Genomic DNA, 11082 nt, shown 5'->3' with positions numbered 1-11082 from the left:
TGCGAAACTCGCCGCGCACTCTCTCCCGCGAAGCGGGTTCGTGCATGAGGGCGCAAAGCGGAAATTATTTCCAACTTGGGGCCGTCAGCCATCCCTCGGCGTCTAAAGCGCCAGTCGCAGCTGCGGCGTCGTTTCGGACCTTCGCCGTTCCAGGGAAGACAGCGACACGCCGAGCAGGCGTATGCCTTTTCGCGGCGGGAAGAGCGGCGCGAGAAGCAGAGCGACCACCTCCTCAAGATCGGTGATCGCCGGCAGAGGTGCCGGAACGGTTTTGCTGCGGGTGATCTGGCTGAAGTCGGCATATTTGACCTTGAGGGTCACCGTCTTGGCGCCGATCTCATTGGCCTCGCAGTAGCTCCAGACTTTTTCGATTAGCGGCTGAAGCCCTTCGCGCGCGGGTTCATAGGAATGGATGTCCTCCGCGAATGTGTCTTCAGCGCCGACTGATTTCCGCACACGGTCAGGCTTAACCTGGCGATTGTCGATCCCGCGAGCAATCCCATAGAAATACGGTCCTGACTTCCCGAAATGTTCGACGAGGAAGTCGAGTGTTTTCTCCTTCAGGTCCGCTCCTGTTTCGATCCCGAGCCGATGCATCTTCTCGGCCGTTGCCGGTCCCACGCCATGGAATTTCTTGACGGGAAGCCGTTCGACGAAGGCGGGTCCGTTCTTTGGCGTGATGACGGCCTGTCCGTTCGGCTTGTTGAGGTCGCTTGCCATCTTGGCCAGGAATTTATTGTACGAGATTCCCGCCGACGCGTTGAGCCCCGTCGCCGCCTTGATCCTCGCTCGGATCTCTTCGGCGATCTCGGTCGCAATCTCTATGCCCTTCAGGTTTTCGGTGACGTCAAGATAGGCCTCGTCGAGCGACAACGGCTCGATCATCGGCGTGTATTCGGCGAAGATCGCCCGGATCTGCAGCGAGACGGCCTTGTAGACGTCGAAGCGCGGCTTGACGAAGACAAGATCCGGGCATTTCCGCTGCGCAGTCACCGACGGCATGGCGGAATGGACGCCGAAGGCTCTGGCCTCGTAGCTAGCGGCCGCCACGACGCCTCGGGCGGCAGGACTGCCGACGGCAACCGGCACGCCACGCAGTTCCGGATTGTCGCGCTGCTCGACCGAGGCGTAGAAAGCGTCCATGTCGACATGCACGATCTTGCGCGGGCGTGCGTGGTTGCCTTCGCCTGTCATCATCTAGCTTCCATCAGCGAGACCATTACTCAAACATGGGAAGTGTGCCCCACACTTGTCACCCTTGGTCGACTGCATCCGCTCGCAGCCCATGGCCATGCGTCGGCGGATTTCCGCGAAGCTGACACTTGCGCCAAACGCTCTCACCAACGTTTTGCGCTCATGTGCACAATGGCGATCGCAGATACGGCAGATGAGTTCGACCACCGGGACCTGGTGATCTTTCAGTCTGGGGCTCGCATCGTCCACAAGACGCGTTCGGCGCATCCGAAAATATTCCTTCCTCGCCATCCGATTGAATCCGCTGGCGATTTTTCTGCTTTGCATCCGTGCTCAACTTCAGCGGGTTACATGCGCATTGACTCATTTGCGCCATAGGAACAAATACAGAACATATTGCTGTTACTCAAGCCGAAAACGGGTTGCCCGAGATCATGAAGTCAGCCGTCGCCCCAAACGCCGTCCTCGACGGGCTGCGTGAGCAGATCGCGCACCTGGAAAGCGCCGGTCGGCGCAGCCGAGGCGTTTTGCCCTTCGGTATCGCGCAGATCGACGAGCGGCTTCCGGGCGGTGGGTTGGCCTATGGGGCGCTGCACGAGTGCGCCGGCGGCGGTACCGGCACTGTCGACGGGGCGGCCGCCGCCCTGTTCGTGGCCGGGATTGCCGCCCGTACCAAAGGCAAGGTCGTCTGGTGCCTGACACGTCCCGACCTGTTCTTCCCGGCCTTGGCGCAGGGGGGTCTTCATCCGAACCGTGTCGTCTTTGTCGAGTCTGACAAGGAGGAGGACGTCCTTGCGAACATGGAGGAGGGCCTTTCATACGGCGGCCTCGGGGCGGTGATCGGCGAGATCGTCCGTCTGCCGATGGCCGCGTCTCGGCGGCTGCAACTCGCAGCCGAGAAGAGCGGCACGATGGCGCTTGCAGTGCGGCGGTGGCGACGGCAGACCGAGGCCAGCGACTTCGGCCAGCCGACGGCGTCGACGACGCGCTGGAGGGTGAGCGCCATCCCGAGCCAGGATCTGCCGGTTCCCGGCGTCGGGCGGGCGAGATGGCTTCTGGAACTGATGAGGGTGAAAGCGGGTGAGTGCGCCGAGTTCGAAGTAGGAGCCTGCGATGCCGAGGGTCGTATCGATATTTTTTCCCGATCTGCCGACGGACAGGATCAGGCGGGCCGATCCCGCTATTCCCGCTGAGGAGGCGATCGCCGTCATTTCGAAGAGCGGTTCCAAACGCTGGGTGTCGGCCGCCGATCCTGCAGCCAGGAAGGCCGGCATCCATGTAGGCATGGCGGCCGCCAAGGCGCAGGCGCTCTTCCAGGGTCTCCGGATGATCGATGCCGATGCCGCCGCCGATGCAGCGGCGCTCGAGCGCATCACCATATGGGCATTGAGTCAGTATTCGCCGATTGTCGCCATCGACGCGACAGACGGCATCGTCATGGATACAGAGGGCGCGGACCATCTACAGGGTGGCGAGGAGCGCATGTTGACGAGCATCGCCAACCGCTTCCGCGCCAAGGGCCTGACAACACGGGTCGCCATCGCCGACACGTGGGGTGCCGCCCACGCATGCGCCCGTGCCATCAACCGGGAAACCGTCGTCGTCCCGAGTGGGGAGACTATCCGGGCCGTCGAACGCCTTCCGATCTCGCTGCTGCGGCTGCCCGAGAAAATCGTCGGCGACCTGCGCACGCTAGGCTTTCGGACAATAGGGGAGCTTTCGGCGACGCCGCGCGCGCCCTTGGCGCTTCGCTTCGGACCGGAAGTGGGCCGCCGTCTCGATCAGATGTTCGGTCGCGTCTGCCAACCAATAGATCCCATCCGTAGCCCGGAACTCGTCGAGGTCAGCCGGGCGTTCGCCGAACCGATCGGCGCGCCGGAGACGATCAACAAGTATGTCGGACGGCTGGTTGTTCAACTCGTCGCCGAACTTCAGCGGAAGGGTCTTGGCGTCCGTCGCACCGACCTCATCGTCGAGAAGGTGGACGGTACTCGCCAAGCGATCAGAGCGGGAACCGCCAAGCCAGTGCGAGATGTCGCGTGGCTGACGAAGCTGTTCCGCGACCGGACGGAGAAGATCGAGCCGGGTTTCGGGATCGAAATGCTGACCCTCGTCGCGGTGATGTCGGAACCGCTCGAGGAGAAGCAGAAGACGTCTTCGCTTGTCGACGACGAGGACGCCGACATCACCCCGCTGATCGACGTCCTCGGCAATCGAGGCCAGCGCGTCTTCCGGGTCGCGCCAGTCGCTTCCGACGTTCCAGAGCGTAGCGTCCAGCGGATCGCCGCCGTCGGCGAGGAGGTGACGGAGGGTTGGGTCCACCATTGGCGGCGGCCTGTGCGGCTGTTTGCGCGTCCGAATCCGATCGAGGCGATAGCTCTGCTGCCGGACCATCCGCCTGCCAGCATCACCTGGCGCGGCAAGCGCCATCGCGTCAAACGCGCGGACGGGCCGGAGCGTGTGTTCGGCGAATGGTGGAAGCGCGACAGCGAATTCGAGGCTGTGCGCGACTACTTCGTCGTCGAAAACGAGATCGGCGAACGATATTGGATCTTTCGCTCCGGCGACGGCATCGATCCCGAAACGGGCTCCCATAAGTGGTTCATGCACGGGATATTCGGATGAGATACGCCGAGCTCCAGGTCACGACGCATTTCAGCTTCCTTCGCGGCGCGTCCTCGGCCGACGAGCTCTTCGCGACCGCCAAGAAACTCGGCATCGACGCTTTGGGCGTCGTCGACCGAAACTCTCTGGCAGGCATCGTGCGAGCGCTGGAAGCATCCCGCGCGACGGGCGTCCGCCTCGTCGTCGGCTGCCGGCTCGATCTGCAGGACGGCATGTCGATCCTCGTCTATCCCACGGATCGTTCGGCTTATTCGCGCCTGACCCGCTTGCTGACGCTCGGCAAGGGCAGAGGCGGCAAGGCGAACTGCATCCTAAACCTCGACGACGTCGCCCTTTATTCCGAAGGCCTCCTTGGTATCCTTGTGCCCGACCTCCCGGATGAAGCCTGCGCCGCCCAACTTCGCAAGATGGCGGAGATCTTCGGAGACGGGGCATACGTCTCGCTCTGTCTCCGGCGCCGTCCAAACGACCAGCTAAGGCTGCACGCGTTGGCGAATATGGCCGTCAAACATCGGGTGAAGACGGTTGTCACCAATGACATTCTTTTCCATGAGCCGGGCCGGCGGCAGCTTCAGGACATCGTTACCTGCATCCGCAACAACACCACGATCGACGACGTCGGCTTTCAGCGCGAGCGACATGCCGACCGCTACGTCAAGCCACCCGATGAGATGGAGAGACTGTTTCCAAGTTACCGCGAGGCGCTGGCGAGAACGATTGAGATCGTCGGCCGCTGCCGGTTCTCCCTGGAGGAGCTGACCTACCAGTATCCCGAAGAGGCGATCCTTCCAGACAAGACGCCGCAGGAATCCCTCGAGCACTATGTCTGGGAATGCGTGCCCAACCGCTATCCGGAAGGCCTGCCGCCGGAGGTTCTCAAGATCGTCCGTCACGAGTTCGATCTCATCCGGACAATGAAGTACGCCCCATACTTCCTGACCGTTTTTTCGATCGTCCGCTTCGCCCGGTCTCAAGGCATCCTCTGTCAGGGGCGGGGGTCGGCGGCGAACTCGGCCGTCTGCTACATCCTCGGCATCACCAGCATCGACCCTTCGACCAACGACCTTCTATTTGAACGCTTCGTCTCCCAGGAGCGCGATGAGCCGCCGGACATCGACGTTGATTTCGAACATGAGAGGCGCGAAGAGGTCATCCAATGGATCTACAAGACCTACGGCAAGGATAAGGCCGCGCTTTGTTCGACGGTCACGCGATATCGAGCCAAGGGCGCGATCAGGGATGTCGGAAAGGCGTTGGGGCTGCCCGAGGACCTCATCAAGGCCCTGTCCTCGGGCATGTGGGCGTGGTCGGAAGAGCTGGTCAGCGACCGCAGTCTTCGAGAGCAGGGCTTGAATCCGGAAGACCGCCGTCTCGCATTGACCCTCAAGCTTGCACAGCAGCTCATGGGGGCTCCTCGGCATCTGGGGCAACATCCAGGCGGCTTCGTCTTGACGCATGACCGTCTCGACGATCTCGTTCCGATCGAACCCGCCGCAATGGTCGATCGGCAGGTGATCGAATGGGACAAGGACGACGTCGAGGCGCTCAAATTCATGAAGGTCGACGTGCTGGCGCTCGGGATGCTGACCTGCATGGCGAAGGCCTTCGACCTCATCCGAGAACACAAGGGCGAACATCTTGATCTGGCGAAGATCCCCCAGGAGGATCCGACGACATATGCGATGATCCGGAAAGCCGACACTTTGGGGACGTTCCAGATCGAGTCCCGAGCGCAAATGGCGATGCTGCCGCGGCTCAAGCCACGGACGTTTTATGACTTGGTCATTCAGGTCGCAATCGTGCGACCTGGTCCGATCCAGGGCGACATGGTGCATCCCTATCTCCGCCGCCGGGAAGGCAAGGAGGCGGTCGTCTATCCGACGCCGGAACTGGAGGCCGTTCTCGGCAAGACCCTCGGTGTTCCGCTCTTCCAGGAGTCTGCGATGAAGGTCGCGATGGTCTGTGCGGGCTTCACCGGCGGCGAGGCCGACCAGCTTCGCAAGTCGATGGCGACCTTCAAGTTCACCGGCGGCGTCTCGCGCTTCAAGGACAAGCTCGTATCCGGCATGATCAAAAACGGCTACACGGCCGAGTTTGCAGAGAAGACCTTCAGCCAGCTCGAAGGATTCGGCAGCTATGGATTCCCCGAATCTCATGCGGCGTCCTTCGCCTTGATCGCCTACGCATCCAACTATGTGAAATGCCACCACCCGGACGTCTTCTGCGCGGCGCTGCTGAACTCGCAGCCGATGGGATTTTACGCGCCGGCCCAGATCGTCGGTGACGCTCGGAACCACGGGGTCGAAGTCCGTCCCGTCTGCATCAACCGCTCCCGCTGGGACTGCACGCTTGAGCGTATCGGAGATACCGACCGTCACGCGGTCCGCCTCGGGATGCGCATGGTGCGCGGACTTGCCGCTGCCGATGCCGCGCGCGTCGTGGCTGCCCGCATCGATCAGCCATTTGAAAGCATCGATGACATGTGGCGGCGGTCCGGCATCCCGGCGGCCTCTCTGGTCGAGCTCGCCGAGGCCGACGCCTTCCTGCCGTCTCTGGGACTGCAGCGGCGAGACGCCTTGTGGGCGATCAAGGCCCTGCGGGACGAACCACTTCCGCTTTTTGCAGCCGCCTCCGAACGCGAGGCGAGGGCGATCGCCGAGCAGAAGGAACCTGCGGTTGCTCTCCGTCAGATGACGGAAGGGCACAACGTTGTCCAGGATTACAGTCACATCGGGTTGACGCTACGCGAACACCCTGTCGCCTTCTTGCGGGAGGCCTTGATGGGACGTCAGATCGTCACCTGCGCGGAAGCCATGAACGCGCGGGATGGTCGCTGGTTGATGACTGCTGGCCTTGTCCTTGTTCGACAGAGACCCGGCAGCGCGAAGGGCGTCATCTTCATGACGATCGAAGACGAGACTGGTCCGGCCAACGTGGTCGTCTGGCCCAAGCTCTTCGAGCAGCGCCGTCGCATTGTCCTCGGGGCATCGATGATAGCGATCAACGGGAGAATTCAGCGCGAAGGCGACGTCGTTCATCTTGTGGCCCAGCAGGCATTCGATCTGTCCGCCGATCTTTCCGGGCTGGCTGACCGCGATGCCGAATTCCGGCTGCCGACGGGCAGGGGAGACGAGTTCGCGCATGGGTCGCCCGGAAGTTCGGATTCGCGGGACAGGATGGCGGCTGCAAAGCCGAAGGACATCTTCATTCCGGATCTCCACATCCACACCTTGAAGGTGAAAAGCCGGAACTTCCACTGATCGAAGGAGGTCGCCGTCCTTTCCGGAACTTGCCGGCATTCACCACGTTCACAAGCGAAGAGGAGGAATGCCAGATGTCAGTTCCATTCGAGCCAGTCGTGCCGCCGCCATCCCCGCCACCACTCGACAATCCACCAGACCCCGATCGCCTCCCTGGCGAAGAACCGCTCCCCGATCCCGAACCGGACGAGGGCGCCGCCCGGCTCACCCGGACGTCAACCCATTGCCCGACCTGGGGGGCTATGCCGAGGGATTCGCCCGCAGCCGGAGGATCAAGCATGAGCGGCACCTGGAAAGATGTTCTTCGTGACCGTCTGCCCTATGTCGTTCTTCGTGTTTCGGCATGAGCGCTAGATGGGAAGGGGGCTTCGACGTCAACGACAGTGACAGTTTGAACCCGCCCGCAAACCTTCGTGGAACCTTGGTCATCATCGGAGGTTACAGATTTCGAGACCGCGGCGTGTCAAGCGGACATGACGGAGATGGTGGACGCACCGGTTTTTCCGGTTTCTCGGTGCGGGCGACGAACCGCCAGGCGAGCACCCAACCCGTCGGCAGCGATTTCATTTCTCTCCGCACAAGGATCTTGACATGATCGATCCCCTGACCGCCCGTCCAGAGACCCCTGAAAGAAAGGTCGAACTCGACCAGACCGTTGATTTCGCCATCCAGCTTCTCGTGGAAGAGGCGCATCTCGTCGGATGGACGGATCGCAACCTACAACGTCATCATATTGGCGGTGTGGCAGGCTGGCTCGCAGAGATGTTCATGAAGTCCAACTTGGTGAAGCGGTCGTCGATCCATGTCGGGCGTCGCTTCTTACGAACAAAGGGCGCTATTCGTGCAAACCGTCGGTATAGTGGATTGGCATAGAAGCGAAGACCTCGCTGCTCTCACTCTGTGACGTTGCTGAGGCTCTTGTCGCCGTATGGCCGACCGACGACGGCAAGGAATACATCGCGGCGCTGTGTCGATGCCATTCAAGGCAATATCCCAGCAAAGGCGCGTAGAAGCCGAAAACGAGTAATTTTTTTCTGCCGCTACTCTTGAATCCGAAATTCTCGAAAACCAAATCGATTGCCGGCAGCCGCTAATGAGGGCTGGCCTTGCTTTCCTATCCATGTTGCTCAAGGAGGATATGGCTATGGCAACATCTTACGACTATGCACCGCTCTACCGTTCGAGCGTCGGCTTTGACCGGGTTTTCAATCTTCTGGAAAACGCCCAGCGCGCCCGTTCGATCAGCGACTGGCCGCCCTATGACATTGTCAAGACCGGCGACGACACTTACCGGATTTCAATCGCGGTCGCTGGCTTCACCCAGGACGAACTCGACGTCACCTTCCAATCCAATCTACTGACGGTCACCGGCAAGAAGCAGGAAGCGGCTGCCGAGGGCTACCTGCATCGCGGCATTGCCGGCCGGCCGTTCGAGCACCGGTTCGAACTCGCCGACCATGTCAGCGTGAACGGGGCGGACCTCAGCAACGGACTCCTGTCGATCGATCTGGTTCGGGAGATCCCCGAGGCACTGAAGCCGCGCAAGATCTCGATCGAGAGCGCTCCTGGTTTGATGTCTGCTGCTTCCGCGCAGATCGAAGAGCACAAGGCGGCTTAACCTGCATTGTCCGCAGGGCGCCGTCACTACGGCGCCCATCAACATTCCGGGTTGGGAAGGAGTGAGCGATGAAACCCGATATGTTTAGACAGCCTGTTTCCATTCTCGTCGGCCTTGGTTTCCCCGCAGAGGTTGGCAGCGTCATGGATGCCTACCGGCATCTTTCCGAGTGGCCGACGTCACTCAGGGACAGCGCGCATGCGATTGCCCTCAAGGCCTGCAGCGCGGCATTGCGTGGCGAGATTGAGGCAGAAACCGCGCGTGGTCTGTTTGCGGCCTTCGCCGAGAAACACGATCTGCTGGCGCCGGAAACCAATATGATCGCGGCCTCACGCCTGCGGCGTGACCGGGATCCACACGTGCAGTGAGGTGGGCCGATGACGCACGACATGTTGCAACAGGCCGCCAGCAATGCGATGGCGATAGGACCAGCGGTCCTGCTTCAGGGTATACAGGTTCAGCGGCCAATCGACGTGGTGAGAGCACCGGCTCTTTCCGTCGATGATAAGCGGGCGATCCTCGCGGCCTGGGCCTCGGACTTTTACGCTGTCGATTCGCAGCCGGCGCTCCGGCAGTTGCCGGGAACCCCAGAGCCAGTTTGGATCGATGACGTGCAGTCCGCGCGCAGAGAACTCGATCGGCGCTATGGTGTCTGACGGATCGTGCGTTAAGGCGGCCTGCTTTATAGACTTGGCGAGCCGCCTGATGGCCTGCTCGAGCGAGCGCTGCCGTCGCAATAATCTTGCCAGGCGCTCGTCTTCTGAAGAAGCGCAGGCACCGTGCGGATCTTAAACCGCTTCGGATCTATATCCGTCTTGACCTGGCTCTATTTGAGCGGCGTCGACACCGTGGCGCCGGGACGGGCCCGCGGCGATCGCGGCAGGACGGAGCTTTGCAATCAGGTTATTCCTCGGCGTCGGAATAGTTTTTATATTGCAGCTTCTGAAGTGGCGCATCCAGCCTCAAGATGAGCCCTGCCGGCGCGAAATCAAGCGAGACCTCCCCGAAGGCGGACAGGCTCGAGTTGACGAGCCGGGAGCCGAACCCCTTTTTGCTCGGAGCTTTTACCGCCGGCCCTCCGACCTCCTGCCAACTGAAGTTCAGGCGCTTGTGGGCCGCCTCGTCGCGCACCGACCACTTGATTTCGACATACCCGGTATCTCCAGATAGAGCACCATACTTGTTGGCATTGGTGACAAGTTCGTGCAGCACGAGGGAGAAGCAAAGAGCCGCCTGAGGACCCAATTCAACAGCAGGGCCGCTTGCTTTGAACCGTTCCGACGTCTCCAGCCCGAGATTGATAGCCGTCGCCTCGACAATCGCCGCCATGGTGGCGCCCAGCCAATTCCGCTGTAGCAAGATTTCGTGCGCTTTGGCATATGCATTGATCCGTGCCGAGATCGCCTGTTCCGCATCCTCTATAGAGCTCGCGTTTCGGAAGGATTGGCTGGTGATAGCCTGAATGACGGTGAGCGTATTCTTCATTCGGTGCGAGAGTTCGTGCATCAGAACGCGCTGTCGTTCCTCGTTCTCTCTTTGCTCTGTCTGATCTCTCAGAATCTTCACGAAGCCCTCGACTTCGCCGTCATCCGTCGTCAATGCCATCATCTGACCCGATGCCCAAAACAACGAGCCGTCCTTGCGAACGTGCCAGCGCTCGTCATTGCCATGACCTTCAGTCAAAGCAGCGGTCATTTCCCGTTGAAGAATCCCCGCCTGCCGGTCTTCCTCGGTGAAAATCACGGCCGCAGGCCGGCCGACCATCTCGGCCTCATCCCATCCGAGGATCCGTCGCGCGCCCTCATTCCAGGTGGTCACCAGGCCATCCAGATCTGTCGAGATGATCGCATATTCGATCGCGCTTTGGAGGATGGCTTCGAGAAAGCGCTCTCGGGAGCGGCTGGAGTTGGAAAAGAGTTTCATAATCATATGGTGCGCCTGATCCTTCCCAGGGTCTACAGGGAAAAGGGCATCATCCTGTTTCTAGGACCCGTCCGCCCGCGGGGACGCGCTGTGATTTCCAATCGGGCTGCGGAGGAGTGGGGATGCCGGAAGCCTCTCCCGTTGCTGGCAAACGGCGCCGTGGAATCCCGCCGCTCCTTCCGGCCGTCCGATAGTACATATCAGCCATATTCCGGGGGCCGACGGCTCCGCGAAAAGTGACGTGGCGCGGTCGGATCCGGCGCGGCACGTGACCGCGGCGCGAGCGCGGGCGAGATTATGCGGTTAGTCCACGATGGGCCGCTTCTAAGGACTCATTTGCGGATATGAGTTACCGCCATTACAAGCGGATTGCTGACGCTACCCCAATCTCGGATCGTTTGCACTAGAGCGTATCCGGATTTAGTTGAATCGGAGGGGATTCCGTTTTTGGCTGTTTTGTGA

11 protein-coding genes and 3 pseudogenes are annotated in these 11082 nt (G+C 61.1%); 10 read left to right on the top strand and 4 right to left on the bottom strand.

The genetic code is table 11. The features are described 5' to 3' along the window. Nucleotides 1–102 precede the first annotated feature (102 nt). Both dinB and G9X64_RS36820 read right to left on the bottom strand, forming a co-directional pair. A complete protein-coding gene (dinB, locus tag G9X64_RS30360) occupies nt 103–1194 on the bottom strand; it encodes a DNA polymerase IV (RefSeq protein WP_171378037.1) in 1092 nt (363 codons plus the stop codon). A 3-nt stretch (nt 1195–1197) separates the two neighbouring features. Further along, nucleotides 1198–1461 (bottom strand): hypothetical protein, encoded by a 264-nt coding sequence (locus G9X64_RS36820; protein ID WP_246271080.1) that lies wholly within the window; start codon nt 1459–1461, stop codon nt 1198–1200. A gap of 167 nt (nt 1462–1628) precedes the next feature. Here G9X64_RS36820 and G9X64_RS30355 point away from each other — a divergent pair, with 167 nt between their 5' ends. The 9 genes and pseudogenes from G9X64_RS30355 (at nt 1629) to G9X64_RS36810 (ending at nt 9353) form a co-directional block, all read left to right on the top strand. Beyond that, nucleotides 1629–2387, top strand: a complete 759-nt coding sequence (locus G9X64_RS30355) for an ImuA family protein (RefSeq protein WP_171378036.1) — start codon at nt 1629–1631, stop codon at nt 2385–2387. After that, complete coding sequence (locus tag G9X64_RS30350) at nt 2308–3819, top strand: Y-family DNA polymerase (RefSeq protein ID WP_171378035.1); 1512 nt, start codon at nt 2308–2310, stop codon at nt 3817–3819. The genes G9X64_RS30355 and G9X64_RS30350 overlap by 80 nt, the downstream gene beginning before the upstream one ends. After that, nucleotides 3816–7079 carry an error-prone DNA polymerase gene (locus tag G9X64_RS30345; RefSeq protein WP_171378034.1) on the top strand — a complete coding sequence of 1088 codons (3264 nt, stop codon included), beginning with the start codon at nt 3816–3818 and terminating at the stop codon, nt 7077–7079. Before G9X64_RS30350 ends, G9X64_RS30345 begins: the two co-directional genes overlap by 4 nt. A 74-nt stretch (nt 7080–7153) precedes the next feature. After that, nucleotides 7154–7426: a hypothetical protein gene (locus G9X64_RS30340; protein ID WP_171378033.1), complete on the top strand. Its 273-nt coding sequence runs from the start codon at nt 7154–7156 to the stop codon at nt 7424–7426. Between the two features lie 244 nt (nt 7427–7670). After that, entirely contained in the window at nt 7671–7952 is a 282-nt protein-coding gene (locus G9X64_RS30335) for a hypothetical protein (RefSeq protein WP_171378032.1), read from the top strand. Continuing rightward, nucleotides 7921–8129 (top strand): annotated as a pseudogene (locus tag G9X64_RS36815) (hypothetical protein). Before G9X64_RS30335 ends, G9X64_RS36815 begins: the two are co-directional and overlap by 32 nt. Before the next feature lie 94 nt (nt 8130–8223). Then, entirely contained in the window at nt 8224–8697 is a 474-nt protein-coding gene (locus tag G9X64_RS30330; RefSeq protein ID WP_171378031.1) for an Hsp20 family protein, read from the top strand. Nucleotides 8698–8765: 68 nt separating this feature from the next. Further along, nucleotides 8766–9065 carry a DUF982 domain-containing protein gene (locus G9X64_RS30325; RefSeq protein WP_168315279.1) on the top strand — a complete coding sequence of 100 codons (300 nt, stop codon included), beginning with the start codon at nt 8766–8768 and terminating at the stop codon, nt 9063–9065. Nucleotides 9066–9074: 9 nt separating this feature from the next. Beyond that, nucleotides 9075–9353 (top strand): hypothetical protein, encoded by a 279-nt coding sequence (locus G9X64_RS36810; protein WP_246271078.1) that lies wholly within the window; start codon nt 9075–9077, stop codon nt 9351–9353. 18 nt (nt 9354–9371) lie between these two features. Here G9X64_RS36810 and ligD read toward each other — a convergent pair. Both ligD and G9X64_RS30315 read right to left on the bottom strand, forming a co-directional pair. Then, a pseudogene (gene ligD / locus G9X64_RS30320) lies at nt 9372–9583 on the bottom strand (non-homologous end-joining DNA ligase LigD); the annotation flags it as partial. Nucleotides 9584–9600: 17 nt separating this feature from the next. After that, entirely contained in the window at nt 9601–10626 is a 1026-nt protein-coding gene (locus G9X64_RS30315) for a sensor histidine kinase (protein WP_171378030.1), read from the bottom strand. 159 nt (nt 10627–10785) lie between these two features. On the opposite strand from G9X64_RS30315, the pseudogene G9X64_RS30310 reads away from it, so the two are divergent. Further along, a pseudogene (locus tag G9X64_RS30310) lies at nt 10786–10860 on the top strand (BA14K family protein); the annotation flags it as partial. Between the last annotated feature and the right edge of the window lie 222 nt (nt 10861–11082).

This window comes from Rhizobium sophorae (genome assembly GCF_013087515.1).
Lineage (GTDB): Bacteria > Pseudomonadota > Alphaproteobacteria > Rhizobiales > Rhizobiaceae > Rhizobium > Rhizobium sophorae.
The sequence above is the reverse complement of the archived record's forward strand: the minus strand, read 5'-3'. Positions and strand labels throughout refer to the sequence as shown.

What these genes read in the sequence shown, in the direction of transcription:
- dinB (WP_171378037.1), bottom strand. Translation starts at nt 1,194, where the DNA reads ATGACAGGCGAAGGCAACCACGCACGCCCGCGCAAGATCGTGCATGTC.
- G9X64_RS36820 (WP_246271080.1), bottom strand. Translation starts at nt 1,461, where the DNA reads ATGCGCCGAACGCGTCTTGTGGACGATGCGAGCCCCAGACTGAAAGAT.
- G9X64_RS30355 (WP_171378036.1), top strand. Translation starts at nt 1,629, where the DNA reads ATGAAGTCAGCCGTCGCCCCAAACGCCGTCCTCGACGGGCTGCGTGAG.
- G9X64_RS30350 (WP_171378035.1), top strand. Translation starts at nt 2,308, where the DNA reads ATGCCGAGGGTCGTATCGATATTTTTTCCCGATCTGCCGACGGACAGG.
- G9X64_RS30345 (WP_171378034.1), top strand. Translation starts at nt 3,816, where the DNA reads ATGAGATACGCCGAGCTCCAGGTCACGACGCATTTCAGCTTCCTTCGC.
- G9X64_RS30340 (WP_171378033.1), top strand. Translation starts at nt 7,154, where the DNA reads ATGTCAGTTCCATTCGAGCCAGTCGTGCCGCCGCCATCCCCGCCACCA.
- G9X64_RS30335 (WP_171378032.1), top strand. Translation starts at nt 7,671, where the DNA reads ATGATCGATCCCCTGACCGCCCGTCCAGAGACCCCTGAAAGAAAGGTC.
- G9X64_RS30330 (WP_171378031.1), top strand. Translation starts at nt 8,224, where the DNA reads ATGGCAACATCTTACGACTATGCACCGCTCTACCGTTCGAGCGTCGGC.
- G9X64_RS30325 (WP_168315279.1), top strand. Translation starts at nt 8,766, where the DNA reads ATGAAACCCGATATGTTTAGACAGCCTGTTTCCATTCTCGTCGGCCTT.
- G9X64_RS36810 (WP_246271078.1), top strand. Translation starts at nt 9,075, where the DNA reads ATGACGCACGACATGTTGCAACAGGCCGCCAGCAATGCGATGGCGATA.
- G9X64_RS30315 (WP_171378030.1), bottom strand. Translation starts at nt 10,626, where the DNA reads ATGATTATGAAACTCTTTTCCAACTCCAGCCGCTCCCGAGAGCGCTTT.